Origin of the sequence: Flavobacterium granuli (assembly GCF_031456055.1) — a bacterium.
GTDB classification, from domain to species: Bacteria; Bacteroidota; Bacteroidia; order Flavobacteriales; family Flavobacteriaceae; genus Flavobacterium; species Flavobacterium granuli_A.
In genome coordinates this window covers 409,190-429,047 of the sequence record NZ_JAVDTX010000003.1, presented here as the reverse complement: position 1 = coordinate 429,047, position 19,858 = coordinate 409,190, and the positions used below count along the sequence as shown (strand labels likewise).

General features: G+C 36.8%; 12 protein-coding genes. 8 read left to right on the top strand and 4 right to left on the bottom strand.

All coding sequences use genetic code 11. The features are described from left to right. Positions 1 to 59: 59 nt before the first annotated feature. Positions 60 to 1,562, top strand: coding sequence for a hypothetical protein (locus J2W95_RS08875; protein WP_310006055.1), 1,503 nt, complete (start codon positions 60 to 62; stop codon positions 1,560 to 1,562). A 143-nt stretch (positions 1,563 to 1,705) separates the two neighbouring features. Here the strand turns inward: J2W95_RS08875 and J2W95_RS08870 are convergent, their stop codons facing one another. Then, positions 1,706 to 4,096 (bottom strand): arylsulfatase, encoded by a 2,391-nt coding sequence (locus J2W95_RS08870; protein ID WP_310006053.1) that lies wholly within the window; start codon positions 4,094 to 4,096, stop codon positions 1,706 to 1,708. Between the two features lie 394 nt (positions 4,097 to 4,490). On the opposite strand from J2W95_RS08870, the gene J2W95_RS08865 reads away from it, so the two are divergent. From J2W95_RS08865 to J2W95_RS08835, 7 genes are all read left to right on the top strand, one after another. Beyond that, a complete protein-coding gene (locus J2W95_RS08865) occupies positions 4,491 to 5,879 on the top strand; it encodes a PSP1 domain-containing protein (protein WP_310006051.1) in 1,389 nt (462 codons plus the stop codon). Then, a complete protein-coding gene (locus tag J2W95_RS08860) occupies positions 5,863 to 6,342 on the top strand; it encodes a gliding motility lipoprotein GldH (protein ID WP_310006050.1) in 480 nt (159 codons plus the stop codon). The genes J2W95_RS08865 and J2W95_RS08860 overlap by 17 nt, the downstream gene beginning before the upstream one ends. A gap of 9 nt (positions 6,343 to 6,351) precedes the next feature. Further along, entirely contained in the window at positions 6,352 to 8,670 is a 2,319-nt protein-coding gene (locus tag J2W95_RS08855) for a penicillin-binding protein 1A (RefSeq protein WP_310006048.1), read from the top strand. 369 nt (positions 8,671 to 9,039) lie between these two features. Next, the gene (locus J2W95_RS08850; protein WP_310006047.1) at positions 9,040 to 9,741 is read left to right on the top strand and encodes a CoA transferase subunit A; all 702 of its coding nucleotides are present in this window, start codon (positions 9,040 to 9,042) and stop codon (positions 9,739 to 9,741) included. Positions 9,742 to 9,820: 79 nt separating this feature from the next. After that, positions 9,821 to 10,480, top strand: a complete 660-nt coding sequence (locus J2W95_RS08845; protein ID WP_310006045.1) for a CoA transferase subunit B — start codon at positions 9,821 to 9,823, stop codon at positions 10,478 to 10,480. Between the two features lie 194 nt (positions 10,481 to 10,674). After that, positions 10,675 to 11,298: a hypothetical protein gene (locus J2W95_RS08840; RefSeq protein WP_310006043.1), complete on the top strand. Its 624-nt coding sequence runs from the start codon at positions 10,675 to 10,677 to the stop codon at positions 11,296 to 11,298. Between the two features lie 212 nt (positions 11,299 to 11,510). Then, positions 11,511 to 14,807 carry a M4 family metallopeptidase gene (locus J2W95_RS08835; protein WP_310006041.1) on the top strand — a complete coding sequence of 1,099 codons (3,297 nt, stop codon included), beginning with the start codon at positions 11,511 to 11,513 and terminating at the stop codon, positions 14,805 to 14,807. Positions 14,808 to 14,962: 155 nt separating this feature from the next. Here the strand turns inward: J2W95_RS08835 and J2W95_RS08830 are convergent, their stop codons facing one another. The 3 genes from J2W95_RS08830 to J2W95_RS08820 all read right to left on the bottom strand — a co-directional run bounded on the left by J2W95_RS08830 (position 14,963) and on the right by J2W95_RS08820 (position 19,694). Beyond that, positions 14,963 to 16,564: a fumarate hydratase gene (locus J2W95_RS08830; RefSeq protein ID WP_310006040.1), complete on the bottom strand. Its 1,602-nt coding sequence runs from the start codon at positions 16,562 to 16,564 to the stop codon at positions 14,963 to 14,965. A 425-nt stretch (positions 16,565 to 16,989) separates the two neighbouring features. Further along, complete coding sequence (locus tag J2W95_RS08825; protein ID WP_310006038.1) at positions 16,990 to 18,165, bottom strand: BamA/TamA family outer membrane protein; 1,176 nt, start codon at positions 18,163 to 18,165, stop codon at positions 16,990 to 16,992. A gap of 89 nt (positions 18,166 to 18,254) precedes the next feature. Next, complete coding sequence (locus tag J2W95_RS08820) at positions 18,255 to 19,694, bottom strand: nucleoside recognition domain-containing protein (RefSeq protein WP_310006036.1); 1,440 nt, start codon at positions 19,692 to 19,694, stop codon at positions 18,255 to 18,257. Between the last annotated feature and the right edge of the window lie 164 nt (positions 19,695 to 19,858).

Below are 19,858 nucleotides of genomic sequence, written 5' to 3'. Positions count from 1 at the left end.
GTGATTTAATAAAATTTGTATCTTTGATTGTAACAATATGTTCAAAATCATAGATCAATATGTTGGAAAACAGATTCAAATCCGTAAATTTCATCAAACCATTTGCAACATATTTGTTTTGTTTACTTTCTTATGGTTCGTTTTCTCAATCGACAGAAAAACAAACCATCCTGGTCGAAAAAATGGAGTATGCTTACAACTCCTCTATTACAGTATCCAGCAATGAATTCGATTCTTTTTCTGATTCTAGGGTAATTTTAGCAACCGATCCCGAAATAGCAGATAAAATGAAGCAAAGCATTCTGACTGCAATAAGCAATCGTTGGAATGCAACTATTTTAAATCCTCAATGGGACCTAAAAAGGTTAGGCGACTTCAATAAACATCCAAAATTTAAAACTGATTTAAAAAAAGGCACTCCCGGCAGTTGGCATTTGTTCCTTCAAGTATTTGACAATGGCCCATATCCAATAACTGACAAAGGCAGTTCCCTCTTCAACACATATCCCGCATTTAAAAGTCTGGATTATGCCCCTTATTATTTGCAATTCAAAGTATCTATTGTAGACGGAAGTAATAAAGCGGTAATCTTTTCAAATGAAATGATGGTCGAAATGCAACGGGCACCATTGCCTGCTGGACAGCTTTTATTTAGAAAACTTCCTGCTCATACTGATTCTTTTCTTCAGGCTTTTGATACCGTCGCTCAAACATTATTCGCTGTTAATCCTCAAAGAGAATTAAAATTGGAAGTTACCCCTGCTTGTTTATTTTTAGATACCGATAAAACATTGGCGAATGCCAAAAAATTAAACTTCGTTTCAAAAAACGATTCCATTATTGAACTGATTCAGCTGAAACAAGAATGGATTATTCAAAACACCAAAACCCGAAAAACAAAAAGGAAAAATAATTTCGGCAACAATTTATTCAACTCAACATTCACCTCTTTAACGGGTTTGAACACCGATAAAATTAGAGCAATGGGATATATCACAAAATTTGGTTTCATAGACACAAACGATAACACCCATTATTTTTGTGAAATTCCTTTTATTGAAGAAACTCGTGAAGAGAAAGAAAGTGAAGTAACCAAAGAAGCAGATGGTTATAAATCCTATTCAAACAATCTCAACGGTAATATAAAAGTTAATCGATCTATTAACCCCGAACAAATGTGTTATTTAATCCGCGAAAAAGATACCGTTGGGTATTTTAAGCTAAAAAAGGGAGATCGTATCGGTTCCAAAAACAATCTCTCACAATTTTGGGATGGCAAAAACGAATCTTCGATAAAAAAAACACCTGATTTTTGGAACAATTCTGAATCATCCATAAGTCCATATTTTTTAGATGGAGAACTTAATAAAGTACATTTTATCATTGAAAACGGCAAAGGTGGAAACCAAACAGACATTAAAATCAGTGGTCAAGAAATAATGACATTAAAAATATACAACGACAAACCAGTTTTTGGACTATTATATTCCAATCCCCCTGATGAAAAAACACTATCCATTTTATTGATGCTTTCGACAATGCCTTTTGGTTCCATGCTTTAAAGTAGGTTAAAAACGATATTTTCAGTGGTCAATTATTAAAATAGCCAAAATTAGAAACGAAAATAGGCTGTTCTTTTGAACAGCCTATTTTCGTTTCTTGATTATAATTCTATCTAAACTAAACGTCTATATTCTTAAACGAATTATTCCTTACTGAAAGCTCTAGCTGCTTCTCGTTCCAAATCAAGGTATTGTTCTTTACCCGTACTCACCGTTACGAAGGAAATCGTTCCTCCCTCAAACTTACTGGATGATGGATATAGTTTACTTACAGGATCCCCACTATCATATCCCACACACAGACCATCTCCAACTAGAGTAAATTTACCCACTTGTGCTTTCATGGTGTTGTTTCCTACTTGCTTATCATTGATATACAATTTAGCTGGCCCTATTGATTCTTTATGGTCACCCGATTTTTCTTTGGCAAACTCCATCCCAAAAGTATATTTCCCAGGTTTAACAGACTCCGTAGACACTAATTGCTGTTCTGTAATTCCAAGGAAATTATAAACATAGTACAATTTGTGATCTTTGATAAATAAGCTGTGTCCTCCAAAACGAGAACCATGGGCAAAGATAACTCCCGAAGCGTTATTCTCCTTAATTTCAACATTGGCGACAATTTTATATGATTTTCCTCTAATGTTTACCGCTACTGCTTCAGGAACTTGACTCGTATGAGGATAGTAAGTATAGCTGTCTCTCACCGCTTCTTCGGTCGGACGTTCAATGCCAGCCTGAACAACTGCGGGACGATCATCAAGAGGCAAAGCATTATTTTTCAATGCTTCCTCCATATACAATTTTTTTAGTGCCTCTAGCTTTTCCGGATTTTTTTGAGCCAAATCAACAGATTCTGAACGATCAACATCTGTATGATACAATTCCCATTTATCCTGATCAAATTTACCAACACCGGTTAGCGGTGCGTGAACCGCAACTGCTTTCCAACCGTCCTGCCAAATGGCGCGAGTTCCCAACATAGTGTAATACTGTACGTGTTTTTGGGTAGGCGCATCCGGTTTCGCATCAAAAGTATATTTCATAGAAACCCCGGATAATGGGTACTGATCAACTCCTTTGAACACTTTTGGCATTTCAAGTCCGCAAATTTCAAGAACAGTAGGAACAATATCTACAGCATGGTGGTATTGATTGCGAATTTCACCTCGCGCTTTAATACCTTTTGGCCAGGAAATTACCAAGGGATCGGCTGTACCTCCAGAATAATTAGAATATCGTTTGAACATTTTAAACGGAGTTGAAAAAGCTGATGCCCATCCAGTTGGATAATGTTCGTAAGTATCTGGGCCACCTAAATCATCTATCATTTTCATGTTTTCGGCTAAATCATCAGGATACCCATTAAAGAATTTGTTTTCGTTTACAGAACCATTCGGACTTCCTTCACCAGATGCTCCATTATCCGCTGCGTACAAAATAAGGGTGTTTTCATACTGACCAGAAGCTTTCAAATGGTCTATGATACGTCCAATCTGAACATCAGTATATTCTGAAAATGCCGCATAGACTTCACACAAACGAGAAAATAATTTTTTTTCATCGGCACTAAGCGTATTCCAAGGGCGCACAAAATCACCTGGGTTGGCCTGATCTTGAGACATCGGATTAAATTCGGTTAATTTGGTCCCTTTAGGCAAAATTCCCTTTTCAATCATACGGGGCAATACCCATTTGCGATAAGCGTCATAACCGTCATCAAACTTTCCTTTGTATTTTGCAATATAATCTTTCGGTGCTTGATGTGGCGCGTGATTGGCTCCAGGGCAAAACCACATAAACCATGGCTTAGATGGATTGGCCGATTTTTGATCACTTAACATTTTAATTGCCTGGTCAGCCAAATCTTTGGACAAATGATATCCCTTCTCAGGTCCGTAAGGCTGTTCGATAGCATGATTGTCTTCGGTTAAATCTGGATAAAACTGATTGGTTTCGCCTCCAATAAAACCATAGAAACGATCATAACCTTGTTGCAATGGCCATTGACTTTTATTGGCTCCAGCCGAAAGATCTGTTTCCGGAACGTTATGATCCTTCCCTAACCAAAATGTACTCCAGCCATTCTGCTGCAAAATTTGAGCCATCGTTGCCGTCTGTTCAGGCAGCTGGCAACTGTAACCCGGAAAACCATTCGCTCCTTCTGTGATGGTTCCCATACCGTTAAGGTTATGGTTACGACCGGTATTAAGACAAGAACGAGTTGGTGAACAAAGAGAAACGGTATGCCACTGGGTATAGGTTATACCATCGGCTGCCAACTTATCCATAGAAGGCATACTGATTCTGCCTCCATAAGGGGACCAAGCGGCTAGACCTGTATCATCATAAAGAATAAAAAGTACATTGGGTGAGCCTTCCGGAGCTTTTTTGCGGATATAAGGTTTCCAATCAGGGGTGGACTCTCGAACATCCAATTTCACAACCCCATTAAAAGTGGGTTGTTGTGCATAGCCACAGCAACAAAACAATACTGTAACTACAAGCAATAGTAAACTTTTCTTATTCATAATTATTGGATTTTGAAATTTATAAATCTTGTAAAGAAAGTAGTGCTCGAAAAATAAAGTAATAAAGTTAAAAAAATAATCAATTACTTAAGATAAAAATTACTCATTATCAGAATGTTAGACACAAATTAAACAATTATCAGGAAAAATCAAATAAATCAAAAAAGCTTAAAATTTTAAAGACAATAATCTAAATAATCAGTTATTTACTAAACAAAAGCATTTTTATGAAACATCACCCTTTTCGTTTACATCCTCACTTTTTGCATTAGCATAATTTTATGATTTTTTCGAGTTTTTGCCCCTTGTAACATAAACCAAAAAAATACTATCTTTACCCATTAAACGTAATACGAACTTAAATTGCTTTTATAGCAATACTACATATATTATTATGGCATGTACAAGTTGTTCAACTTCAGACGGTGGTGCACCAAAGGGTTGTAAAAATAATGGGACTTGCGGCACCGATAGCTGCAATAAATTAACGGTTTTTGATTGGCTTTCGAACATGAGTTTGCCCAATGGCGAAGCTCCTTTTGACTGTGTGGAAGTCCGTTTTAAAAACGGTAGAAAAGAATTTTATCGCAATACCGAGAATCTAACTTTGAGTATGGGCGATATCGTGGCAACTGTTGCTTCACCTGGACATGATATTGGAATCGTGACACTTACAGGAGAATTGGTAAAGATTCAAATGAAGAAAAAAGGAGTCAATCCTTTAAGCAATGAAGTTCCAAAAGTATATCGAAAAGCTTCTCAAAAAGACATCGATATTTGGACCACAGCCCGAAATAAAGAAGAACCAATGAAGGTTCGTGCGCGCGAATTGGCGATTGCACAAAAACTGGAAATGAAAATTTCTGATATTGAATTTCAAGGCGATGGTTCCAAAGCCACGTTCTATTATACAGCCAATGATAGAGTCGATTTTAGACTTTTAATCAAAGATTTTGCCAAAGAATTTGCCACAAGAGTGGAAATGAAACAAGTAGGTTTCCGTCAGGAAGCTGCTCGTTTGGGAGGAATCGGTTCTTGTGGTAGAGAATTGTGTTGTTCTACTTGGCTAACGGATTTTAGAAGTGTAAACACTTCGGCAGCTCGTTACCAACAACTGTCTTTAAATCCACAAAAACTGGCTGGACAATGCGGTAAATTGAAGTGTTGTTTGAACTACGAACTAGACACTTACATGGACGCCTTAAAAGACTTTCCAGAATTTGACACCAAATTGGTTACCGAAAAAGGAGATGCTATTTGTCAAAAACAAGACATTTTCAAAGGATTAATGTGGTTTGCCTACACGAATAATTTTGCCAACTGGCATATCCTAAAAATTGATCAAGTCAAAGAAATCATTGCCGAAAATAAACTAAAAAACAAGGTTTCTTCTCTTGAAGACTATGCAATTGAAATAGTTGCAGAACCAGAACAAAATTTCAATAATGCAATGGGTCAAGAAAGCTTAACACGTTTTGATCAACCTAAGAGAAAGAAAAAACCAAACAAAAAACCTAGAGTAGCCGGTGAAAATGTGATTGTTCCTAACAATGCAAATAAACAACCAGCCATTCAAAAAAACAATCCTCAGAACAATGCAAATGCTAACGTTGCAAACAAAGAGAATCCAACTAAGGAAAATCCGAACAGCAATAACGGCAATAAAAATCGCAATAAAAACAATCGCAAAAAATCCAACAATAATCGTCCCGCTTCAGACGAAAACAAAGCAGAGCAACCTAGAAAACCTATAATTATTAAAAAAAATGAGAATAAAGAATAGTCTTTTGCTGCTTTTGGTGGCAGTACTCCTTTTTTCATGTGATAAAAAAAGGGTTTTTGACGAGTATAAATCTGTGGGAAGCGCTTGGAATAAAGACAGCATAGTCACTTTTGACTTACCTGTTTTGGATTCGACAAAAAGATACAATTTGTTTGTAAATTTAAGAGACAATGACAATTACAAATACAGTAATCTCTTTCTAATTGTATCCTTGGAAAGCCCAAATGGTTACACCAAAGTAGATACTTTGGAATACCAAATGGCAGAGCCGGACGGAACATTATTGGGTGATGGTTTTACTGATATCAAAGAAAGTAAACTCTATTACAAAGAGAATGTGCGTTTCAGAGGAAAATACAAAGTACATATCAAACAAGCGGTAAGGGAAAATGGAAAAGTACCCGGAGTTACTTTCCTAGACGGAATTACCGAAGTAGGTTTTAGAATAGAAAATAAAGATTAGAACACGATTATGGCTATAAAAAAAAGTAACACTCAGACAAAAGGCATCGATAAAGATGTTAAATATTATTCCAGACTGTTTTGGAAAATTTACTTTTATGGATTGGGAATCATTGCTTTATTTTTCCTTTTTGCCTCTTGGGGTTTATTCGGATCGATGCCTTCTTTTGAAGACCTTGAAAATCCAGACTCCAATCTTGCCACCGAAATCATCTCTTCTGACGGAGTGGTTCTTGGAAAATATTTCAAACAAAACCGTTCAGCTTTAAAATATTCTGACTTACCAAAAAACTTAGTTCAAGCCTTAATAGCAACCGAAGATGCCCGTTTTTACGAGCATTCTGGTATTGACGGAAGAGGAACCCTAAGAGCCATTGCCAGTTTGGGAACTAGTGGAGGAGCCAGTACATTGACCCAGCAATTAGCTAAACAATTATTTCACGGAGAAGGATCTAAGTTTTTGCCTTTTAGAATCATACAAAAAGCTAAAGAATGGATTATCGCGATTCGTTTGGAAAGACAGTACACCAAAAACGAAATCATCGCAATGTATTGCAATGTGTATGATTTTGGAAACTATTCTGTAGGAGTTAGCTCTGCAGCCAAAACTTATTTCTCTAAAGAACCAAAAGATTTAACCATTGACGAATCGGCAATTTTAGTGGGTATGTTCAAAAACTCAGGACTTTACAACCCGGTAAAAAATCCAGTTGGTGTAAAAAACCGAAGAAATGTAGTGCTTTTGCAAATGGAAAAAGCCAACCTCATTACCGAAGATCAAAAGGTACAATTACAAAGCCTTCCAATCACACTGAAATTTAAATTGGAAAGCCACAGAGAAGGTACTGCAACTTATTTTAGAGAATACCTTCGCGATTATATGAAGAAATGGGTGGAAGAAAACAAAAAGCCCGATGGTACTGATTACGACATTTACAAAGACGGACTTAAAATCTACACCACTATTGATTCAAGAATGCAAGCTTATGCCGAAGAAGCAGTTGCTGCCCACATGGCTAATATGCAAGAAGAGTTTTTTATTCAAAATAAAGACAATAAAAATGCTCCTTTCATAAACATTTCAGAAGCAGAAACCCAACGAATCATTAATCAGTCCATGAAATCATCCAGTAGATGGGCTATTTTGAAAGATCAGGACAAAAGTGACGAAGAGATCATAAAATCCTTTAATGAAAAAACAAAAATGACGGTTTTCACCTGGAAAGGGGAAAGAGACACTATCATGACACCAATGGATTCCATCCGTTATTACAAACACTTTTTGCAAGCGGGAGTTATGTCTATGGAACCACAAACGGGTAATATAAAAGTTTGGGTTGGAGGTATCAATTACAAATATTTCCAATACGATCACGTAGGGCAAGGAGCAAGACAAGTAGGTTCTACCTTCAAGCCTTTTGTCTATGCAACAGCGATAGAACAATTAAACATGTCTCCTTGTGATTCCATACTTGATGGTCCATTTATCATTCGCAAAGGACGTCATCACGTAACCGAAGATTGGGAGCCTAGAAACTCAGACAATAACTACCGCGGAATGGTAACCTTAAAACAGGCATTGGCATATTCCATCAATACGGTATCCGCAAAATTAATTGACAAAGTAAGCCCGGAAGCAGTAATTGAACTGACTCATAAATTGGGTGTAAAATCCGAAATTGTAACTCAGCCTTCCATCGCTTTGGGAGCTGTGGAAATTACAGTAGAAGATATGGTAGCGGCTTTCAGTACATTTGCTAATCAAGGTGTTTATACTAAACCACAATTCTTATCCAAAATCGAGAACAAAAGCGGTGAAGTAATTTACGAACCAATACCAGAATCCCATGATGTTTTGAACAAAGACATCGCATTTGCTATCATTAAATTATTGGAAGGAGTAACCGAAAGTGGTTCTGGAGCCAGATTGAGAACTCAAGGTGGCGGTAATGGAGACAAGCGTTGGACAGGATATCCATATATGTTCAAAAATCCAATTGCCGGAAAAACAGGAACTTCGCAAAACCAATCCGATGGTTGGTTTATGGGAATGGTGCCTAATTTAGTAACAGGTGTTTGGGTAGGATGTGAGGATCGTTCAGCACATTTCAAAAGTCTTACATATGGACAGGGAGCCGCAATGGCCTTACCTATTTGGGGATATTTTATGAATAAATGTTATGAAGACAAAGCCTTAACAATATCCAAAGAATCGTTCGAAAGACCAAAAAACCTATCTATAAAAGTAGATTGTTACGTGCCAAGAGCAGCAGTTGTTCAAGACACCACTGCAAGTCCGGAACAAGATACAGAAGAATTTTCATTGTAAAAGTATTTAATGCCGACAATGGTTTATTAAAACCTTTGGGGCATGCCACCATAAAGAAAAGGGACCAACTCACCATATCCGGTGATTCGGTCCCTTTTCTTTATGCTGTCGGGCTATGCGCGCTACTTTGGTGCTAGCTCTTATCCCTCACGCAAATCCTGCAAATCATCATCCTTTTTGATATTCTAATTTAATAAAATTTTCAAACTAAATCAGTGCGATTATTTTATTAGATTTGCATTATAAATCCGTTTTCTTCAATTGAAGTTGATTTTTTAATTCATTAAATAATAATACTTCACAGAAAACCAAAATGTTCTAATTTTTAAAAATCAAAAACGAAATCGATATAGTTATAAAAGAATTATTATGATTAACAAAAAAGTAAATACTGTACAGGAAGCACTTCAAGGAATTGAAAACGGAATGACCCTTATGCTTGGTGGCTTCGGATTGTGTGGCATACCGGAAAACTCCATCATCGAGTTGGTTCAAAAAGAAACCACAAACCTAACCTGTATTTCGAATAATGCTGGAGTGGATGATTTTGGACTTGGTTTGCTTTTGCAAAAAAAACAAATCAAAAAAATGATTTCCTCCTACGTGGGTGAAAATGCAGAATTCGAGCGTCAAATGCTTTCTGGCGAACTCGAAGTAGACCTCATCCCACAAGGAACTTTGGCCGAAAGATGTCGCGCGGCACAAGCCGGCATTCCAGCCTTTTTCACACCCGCCGGTTATGGAACCGAAGTAGCCGAAGGTAAAGAAGTTCGTGAATTCAATGGTAAAATGCATATTATGGAGCACGCTTTCAAAGCTGATTTTGCCATAGTAAAAGCCTGGAAAGGCGATACAGCGGGGAACCTCATCTTCAAAGGAACTGCTAGAAACTTCAACCCGTGCATGTGTGGCGCTGCAAAAATCACTGTGGCCGAAGTAGAAGAATTAGTCGAAGCAGGAACACTGGATCCAAACCAAATTCACATCTCTGGGATTTTAGTACAACGCATTTTCCAAGGAGAAAAGTACGAGAAAAGAATTGAGCAACGTACGACCAGAAAAAGAGAATAGATTTTAGATTGAAGAACGCAGATTTTAGAAAACAGATTTCTTAGTTTTTTAGATTATTTACACTTTACATACAAAACACATGGCATTAGATAAAATAGGAATCGCAAAACGAATTGCACAAGAACTAAAAGACCGTTATTTCGTCAATCTAGGCATAGGAATACCTACTTTGGTGGCCAACTATATACCGAAAGGAATTGACGTCGAATTTCAAAGTGAAAATGGCGTTCTGGGTATGGGTCCTTTCCCTTTTGAAGGAGATGAAGATGCCGATATCATCAATGCGGGAAAACAAACCATCACGACTCTGCCTGGAGCTTCTTTTTTTGACTCTGCAACTAGCTTTGGAATGATTCGTGGACAACACGTAGATTTGACTATCCTTGGCGCAATGGAAGTTTCAGAAAACGGGGATATTGCAAACTGGAAAATCCCCGGAAAAATGGTAAAAGGAATGGGTGGCGCGATGGATCTTGTAGCCTCAGCCGAGAATATTATCGTAGCAATGATGCATGTCAACAAGGCTGGAGAATCCAAAATTCTTAAAAAATGTACCTTACCATTAACTGGTGTAGGTTGCGTGAAAAAAGTAGTAACTGAATTGGCTGTTTTAGAAATCACCACAAAAGGTTTTAAACTGTTAGAACGTGCACCAGGAGTTACCGTAGAACACATTATTGCTTCCACAGAAGCCAATTTGATCATCGAAGGTGAAATTCCAGAAATGATAATTGATTAACATCCTATCCAATTTTAAAAAAACAATTCTTACGAGTTGTTTTTTTTTTGCCTAAGCCTAAAAATAGAGGCTTAATATAACTATCTAATAGTTAAATCATATTTATAACACACAATTATCATTTAACATATAATTTGTAATATTTTTAATTTTTTATTTCTATTTTTGATCGAAACAAACTAAACAAACACATTATGAAAAATTACAGTTTATTACTAATCGCTTTTTTGTTTTCGGCAGGTATGATGGCTCAAGATAGAGGAGATATTGTATTAGATGTTCATGGAACTTACACCTTTTCTAACAACGTAAATTTTGATTATGGACACATAGATATCGGAGACGGTTTTACGTATGGTGCCGGATTAGAATTTTTTCCTCAAAAGTCAACTTCTGTAGAGCTTAAATATTTAAGATTAGACACATCCATGGATGTTGATGTGCCAAACGTTGCTAATCCAGGTGTAAATGGAGATATTAATGGAGATGGTGCATTCAATTATATCTTAATTGGTGGTAATCATTATTTTGACAACGGAAATAATGCTGTTCCTTATTTAGGTGGTGGAATTGGTATGGCTATTACTGAAGGTCCATATGGTGGAAGTGACACCAACTTCGCTTGGGAAATCAAAGGAGGTGTTAAAATAAAAACAGCTTCTATTGTTTCTATAAGTCTTCAAGCTAATCTTATATCAACTGTTGCTGCAGCTGGTACGGACACATATTGGGGATATTGGGGACCTGTTGCTGTACAAGATTATGCTTATTCCTATCAATTTGGCCTAGGTGCTATCTTTGGTTTCAACTTTAAATAAAAAAACAAAATTCAATATGAAAGCAACTCTTAATCGAGTTGCTTTTTTTATATCATAAAAGAAACAATTAAACATAAAAGAGCACGTAAAACTACCTAAAAACCTCATTTAGAGAAAAATAACTAAATATATTCCTTCAAATTTCAAAAATATTCATAAATTTGATTACCCCATTTTTCAGAACGGATTATTCATTATTTAATAATATTTCCATGAAAAATACATTACTTCAAAAGGGTATCTGTTTGATCATTTTTTCCTTTTCAACTTTTACGTTATTGGCTCAAGAAGGAGATAAAAATGTTTTAAAAAAAATCACCAACGAAAAAGGCATACCTACCTTGATAACGTTTACCAGTAAATCGACTTATAAAATAAGTGATTATCAACAGTTATTCAAAGATCAATTGGGAATAAAAGACAATTCAAATTTTACAAAAATCAAATCTGAAATTGATAAATTGGGCATTTCCCATGAAAAGTTTCAGTTGTTTCATAATGGTATCAAAGTAGAATTTTCCACATATACATTACATTCTGCAGCGGGAAAATTAAATTCGATGAACGGTGAATTCTACAAAACCGATTTGTTGAATGCCATCCCTACTTTATCGAAAGACCAAGCATTTGCGAAAGCATTACAACAAATAGGAGCTCAAACCTACCTTTGGGAAATCCCAGAAGACGCCAAAATGTTCAACTACAAAAAACCGATTGGCGAATTAGTTTGGCTACCAATTTTGGATGGGGATAATTCTAACACGAAAGACACTCCTTTGCGATTAGTTTATAAATTTGACATCTATGCCACAAAACCAGTAAGTCGTGGGGATATTTACATCGATGCCATAACAGGAGAAACTTTATTTTATAACGCCACCATCAAACATATCGGGGAATACAGTCACGGAAAAGGAGAAGTCCTTTCTGGAAACCAAAACAAAATAGTCGTCGCAGCCAATGCCGATACCCGTTACACTGGTTCACAAACCATACAAACAACTTTAAGCGGAGCCAACTACATATTGGCCGATGCCACAAGAGGAAACGGAATTAACACTTTCAATATGAAGAAAGGCACTAATTACAGCGCTGCTGTAAATTTTACTGATGCCGACAATAACTGGACAGCTGCCGAATATAATAATGCCAACAAAGACAACGGAGCTTTTGATGCGCACTGGGGAGCTGAAAAAACTTATGATTATTGGTCAATCGTTCATGGTCGAAACAGTTTTGATAACGCAGGTGCAGCCATCAAAAGTTATGTTCATTATGATGTCGCCTATGACAATGCCTATTGGGATGGATCCGTAATGACCTATGGCGATGGTAGCGGAACCAATTTTGATATCCTGACCTCGATAGATGTTATAGGACATGAAATTGGCCATGCCGTCTGCGAAAAGACAGCCAATTTAGCCTATCAAAAAGAATCTGGGGCCATGAACGAAGCTTTATCAGATATCTGGGGTGCCTGTATTGAATATTTTGCGGCCCCTAGTAAATCGACTTGGCTTATTGGCGAAGATATTGAAAGAAGATCGGGACATTTGTCTTTGAGATCCATGAGTAATCCAAAAGCAGAAGGCCAACCCGATACTTATGGCGGAACCAACTGGAAAAACCCAAATTGCAGTTTTCCGTTCAGTTATAATGATTATTGTGGCGTCCATACCAATAGCGGGGTATTGAATCACTGGTTTTATATTTTATCAGTTGGAAAATCAGGTACAAATGATAAAGGCAAGAGCTATTCGGTAACGGGAATCACTATCGAAAAGGCTGCCAAAATAACCTTTAGGCTAGAAAGTGTTTACCTAACAGCCAATTCAACTTATGCCAATGCCAGAACCTATGGCATTCAAGCGGCAACCGATTTATACGGAGCCGGGTCAGCTGAAGTAATTGCTACCACCAATGCCTTTTATGCAGTAGGTGTCGGAGAAGCATATGCGGGGCCTACAGACACAACCGCACCATCGGCACCAACTAATTTAACAGCTTCGGGAACTACAGACACCACAACTAATTTGTCCTGGACAGCTTCCACCGATAATGTAGCCGTAACTGGTTACAATGTATATAATGGCGCCAACTTAATAACTACTGTAGCCGGAACAACATATGCTGTGACAGGGTTGATTGCATCTACTGCTTATACTTTTACTGTAAAAGCAAAAGATGCTGCTGGAAATTTATCTGCCGTTAGTAATGATGCGTCCATAACTACCTTGCCTAGTCCAGCAGACACAACGATCCCAACAGCACCAACCAATTTAACAGCTTCTGGAACTACGGACATAACAACCAATTTGTCTTGGACTGCTTCGACCGATAATATTGGTGTTACGGGCTACAATGTTTATAATGGAGCTACCCTTATCACAACAGTTGTAGGAACAACTTATGCAGTAACTGGATTAAGTCCGAGTACAGCCTATACTTTTACGGTTAGAGCCAAAGATGCCGCAACTAATTTATCGAATCCTAGTAATGAAGCCAACATTACGACATTGGCAACCGACACAACGCCTCCATCAGTACCAACAGCCTTGACTGCTAGTGGCACCACCACCACAAGTACCAATTTGTCTTGGACAGCTTCAACCGATAATGTGGCCGTGACCGGATATAATGTATATAATGGCGCTACTTTGGTTAACACAATTACCGGAACTAGCTACACTGTAACCGGATTAAGTCCTAGTACAGCTTATACATTTACCGTAAAATCCAAGGATGCAAAAGACAACTTATCTGGAGCCAGTAATGTAGTATCGGTAACAACTTCTGCAAATAACTTGACTTATTGTAATTCCAAAGCAACAAGTTCTGTTTATGAATTTATTGATTATGTAGGCATCGGAGGAATAGCTAATACAACGGTTGGAAACGGCGGTTATGGCAACTTCACCAATCTAACAGGTAATTTGCCTTATGGATCAAATACAATCGTATTGAGTATCGGATACAAATCTTCTATGTATAAAGAAAGTTGGAATGTATGGATAGATTTCAATAAAAATGGGACTTTCGAAAGCTCCGAAAAAGTAGTCTCTACGACCATAAAAAGCAATGCCAATAATTCGTATGCCTTTTCAGTCCCTGCATCAGCTCTAACTGGCCCTACCCGAATGAGAGTTTCATTGAAAAGAACATCCGCATCTACTGCCTGTGAATCCTTTTATTTTGGAGAGGTCGAAGATTATACTGTTAACATTGGCGCAAGCACCATTATAGCTTTTGCAAATGCAAATACTCCCGAAATCAATACCACTACAGAACCATATTATATTTTCCCAAACCCGACCAATTCAATTTTAAACATTACCAATCCCGAAAACAAAGGATTTGCGTATCGAATTATATCGTCATCGGGAATTGTGATAGGTTCAGGAAAAGCAGATGAAAATAGTATTAACACCAACAATTTGAGCCCAGGGGTTTATATACTGGAATTAAATGATGGTAGTCAGAAGTTTACCAAAACTTTTATTAAAAAGTAGCTTACCAATAAATCAACCTAATTAATGATGCAGTAGAGACTGAGAAACTTGCCAATGAGCCAAGTAACTTAGTCTCTATTGTTTTTTTGGAAAATATAATTCAAAAAAAAAGACCGCCACAATTGACGGTCTTTTCTATATAAATTCTTTTCTTTCTAAAGATTCTCAAAGAAATCATTCCCTTTGTCATCGGTGATGATAAATGCAGGGAAATCTTTAATGGTGATTTTACGAACGGCTTCCATACCCAGTTCTTCAAAATCTACAACCTCCACAGAAAGTATGTTTTCTTTGGCCAATATCGCCGCAGGACCTCCGATTGAACCCAAATAGAATCCACCGTAAGTTTTACAAGCATTCATTACCGGTTTGGTTCTGTTTCCTTTGGCAAGCATTACCATACTTCCACCATTCTTTTGGAACTCTTCCACATAAACATCCATTCTACCAGCAGTTGTTGGCCCAAAACTTCCCGAAGCCATTCCTTCTGGCGTTTTAGCAGGTCCTGCATAATAGATTGGGTGATTTTTAAAGTATTCTGGCATTGGTTTCCCAGCATCCAATAATTCTTTGATTTTGGCGTGTGCAATATCACGAGCCACAATCAAGGTTCCGTTTAGTTTCAAACGTGTTTTGATTGGGTATTGCGATAATTTTTTAAGGATATCAGCCATTGGTTGGTTCAAATCAATATCAACTGCTGCTTCCAAATGTGGAGGTGTTTCAGGCAATAAACGCTTTGGATTTACTTCCAATTGTTCTACAAAAACACCGTCTTTAGTGATTTTTCCTTTGATATTTCTGTCAGCCGAACAAGAAACTCCCAATCCAACCGGACAAGAAGCCGCGTGACGTGGTAAACGAATCACTCGAACATCGTGAGTGAAATACTTCCCTCCAAATTGCGCTCCAATATGGCTTTCCTGGCAAATTAACTGTACTCTTTTTTCCCATTCCAAATCACGGAAAGCCTGACCAGCCATATTCCCAGTTGTTGGCAAATGGTCGAAATAGCCTGCAGACGCTTTTTTAACAGCGGCTAAATTCGCTTCCGCAGAAGTTCCTCCAATCACTAAAGCCAAGTGATAAGGTGGACAAGCAGAAGTTCCCAAGTCCATTATTTTGGCTCGAATGAACGCATCCAAAGATTTCTCATTCAACAATGATTTTGTTTGTTGGTACAAATACGTTTTGTTCGCTGAACCTCCACCTTTAGCCAAAAACAAGAAATCATAAGAAGCTCCTTTTTTAGCATAAATATCAATTTGTGCCGGAAGATTAGAACCAGAGTTTTTTTCTTCAAACATACTGATAGGTACAATTTGAGAATAACGAAGATTTCGCTCTTGATAAGTGTTAAAAATCCCTTTTGAAAGCCATTCTGCATCATCAACGCCTGTATATACGTTTTCTCCTTTTTTGGCCATTACAATCGCTGTTCCAGTATCCTGACACGAAGGTAATTCACCATCGATGGCTACAACTGCATTTTGTAATAAATTATAAGCCACAAATCGGTCGTTATCGGTCGCTTCTGGATCATCAAGAATAACTCTTAGTTTTTCCAAATGCGAAGTTCGCAACATAAAAGAAACATCCTTCAAAGCTTCTTGTGCCAATAATTCCAAGCCTTTTGGATCAACAGTCAAGATTTCTCTATCACCAAGTTTTTCTATTTTTACAAAATCAGAAGTGATTTTGCGGTATTGTGTGTCGTCTTTTAAAATAGGATAAGGATCCTGATATATAAAGTCCATAGTTAGTTTGTTTTTAAAGAACGCCAAATATAAGAATTGTTCAAAGAATCCTAACTGATTTATGTCACGTTCCTTAAAGAAATTATTAAAAAACCCAGTCTATGACATTAAAATCGAACTCATATTTATAAAAACGAAAAGCCTCACATTTCTGAAAGGCTTTTTATATCATTGTCTTGGATTAAAACCCAAAACCCTAACTGAACGAAGTAGATTTAACTTAATAAACTTGTAACTAAGAATAGAATAAGCAAACCTATGGCGATGTATTTTGTGTATTTTGACATTTTTTAATTTATTTAATGAGTTGGATCCAAAAGAATGAAAAATAAATTAAAACTCCTAAAAATTATTGTTATAATTATTCCATTGTGTCTATTTTCTTCCTGAGCAGGTGTGATTTACTTTAAAAAAAACTAAAGCCGTTATCGATTCCATTTATGTCCAAAGACTATATAATATCCCCAACTGTCTGGCCCTTTTGCAACATCAAGACCTGCGCGAAGCCCATAAGTTCGGGCGACAAGGTACCTAAAACCAGTTCCGTAATTGTAAACAGTTTTAGCGTCGGAGAAATTTTCGCCTTTTTGGAAAACTTTTCCAAGACCTCCATATGCCAAAACACTCCAACGTGTATCGAGATCAAAACGCTGTTCAGTTTCGGTTAAAAGAGTAGCTTGACCTTGGTAGCGATAGGCCGTGATTCCTCTCAATTTAATGTATGGCATTTGGTGAAAAGGGACATTTCCATAAGCTTGTAGTGCTTCAAATCGCAATCCAGAAATCCATTTGTTGTTTATCGGAAAAAAATAGTGTACAAAGGTTTCTAATTTTTCAAATTTATAATCACTGCCTGTCCAGTCATCATTTACATAATAAGCAAGATTCGCTCTAAAGCCTTTATCTGGTGTAAAAATGGTGTTTCTTCGATCCCAATCCAAATAACCACCTAATGAAGCAACTTTTTTTTTGAAATCTTCAGTTGTAATATTTGGAGGTAGTTCGTAATCAAAATTTGGGTTGATTGTCATATTGGCATTAAAGTATTCCAAACCAACATAGAGATCACTAAAGGTCTTCTTGGAAAGAGAAAACATAATCGGTATTGTCTTATAATTAAAATCAAATTTTTGATCATCGCCATTTTCGACCTCTTTATAATACGCGAGATTGTAATCTACATAACCGAGAAAAACTCTGTATTTTAAACCATATTTAGCAATCACTTCTTTTCTGTAAATACCGGTAAACCAAGACTTGTTTGCAGTATATGCTCCAAACGCCGCAGTTACGGCCGGCGCAATATAATCCTTATCGCCAATGGGTTTTTCTTGGGGTGAAATATAAACGGGTGCCAAACCCATTCCAAATCCACCTAGGGCGGCTTCGGTTACAAAAAACGGAATTGGCAAAAAGCCTTTGGTATTGTCAATCATGACACTGGCATCGAGTCTTCCGTCGAGCGTATCCCGGAGCATTGCTTTTCGCTGTTCCTTGGTCATTTTGGGTTTGGTCTGGGCAAAACCCAAAGTGGAAAAAGCCAATATAAGGCTGAGATAAATTATTTTTAATGCCGACAAATGCGGGGTAATTTTGATCATTTTTGAGAATTTTTAAAATTAACAATTTGAAACAAAACACATTACATCAAAAATAGTCTTTTTTAGGGTTAATTATTAATCCAATTGGTTTAAAAAAACCAACTCGCTACAAAAATAGCGGTAATCACACAAATCACATCGACTAAAAGCATGGTTCCCAAAGCGTAGCGGGTATTTTTTATATTAACAGAACCAAAATAAACAGCAATCACATAAAAAGTACTTTCGGCACTACATTGAAAAATACTGCTTAATCTTCCCGTCATGGAATCGGCTCCAAAAGTATTCATTGAATCAATTAAAAACCCTCTTGATCCTGCTGAACTAAATGGTCTCAGCAATGCTACCGGAAGAGCATCCGTGATCTCTTTACTTACTCCCATATTAGAAAAAGCAAAAGCAATCCAGTTACTAATAATTTCAAACAATCCACTGTTTCTGAATAATGAAATAGCCACTAACATTCCTAAAACATAAGGAAAAATGGTAACTCCAGTTTTAACACCATTATTGGCTCCTGTTACAAAGGCTTCAAAAACTGTCGTTTTAGCGTCAGTGAATTTCTTCTCTTTAATAAATGAAAATATCAAAGTAAAAACGATAATCCCCACTAATATTAAAGCCGAAAGATTTGAAGTGAAATAGTTTTTTCCAATTAAATCCAAATGGTTCACATACATCAACAAACCAATAATTGCAGCTATTAGCCCCATCAAGACGGCTACCAAAGAAGCGCTTTTAAAATTAATCTTTTGCTTAATTCCAACTATAAGAAAAGCAGCAATCGTACCAATAAAAGAAGTAATAATACAAGGCAGCATCACATCTGCTGGGTTTGTTGCATTAGCAGCAGCGCGGTAACCAATAATAGAAGTTGCTATTAAGGTAAGTCCAGAAGCATGCAGGCACATGAACATAATTTGTGCATCACTCGCCTTTTCTTTTTCTGGATTTATTTCTTGTAAACTCTCCATCGCTTTAAGACCAAATGGCGTAGCGGCAGAATCCAATCCCAAGAAATTGGCAGCAAAGTTTAGAGTCATGTATGAAATAGACGGATGATCTTTCGGAATGCTTGGGAACACCTTAACAAATACAGGGCTCAATAATTTAGCCAATTTTCCAGATGCTCCAGAAATGATTAAAAGTTCCATCAGTCCACAGAAAAATGCTAAATAAGCCATAAGCGGCAAAATCAAATCGAGTAAAGTACTTTTACAAGTAGGTAATAAACCATCCGATTTTTGAACACCACTGAAAATTTTAACGGTTTTGTTTTTATAAACATAAGTAGTATCTGCATTCAGTGTATCACGATTGATAATCATCGTTTGGTCTGGAGCCTTTTTGATACTGTCCTTAATAAAAGCGGGAACCTGATTAATATATTTTTCGGATAGTAAAATTGGGTCGTCTTTTTTTCCATTCAAAACAAAATCAATGGTGTAACTATTGCCCATAAACAAACTGACAACAACAAATACAATCGAAGAAATGAAAATAACGAGCCAAAATCTACTTAATACCATAATTTATAATTTTTGTAAATGTAACAAATCAATGTCAATTGCAATATCAATATCAATTTTCAATATTTCAAAAATGAAAAATCGTTTCTTCATTTTCAAAAGTCAACCTCGAATTAAAAATTGATTATTCCTTAACGATTGCTTCCTTCAAATTGGAGTTGCCA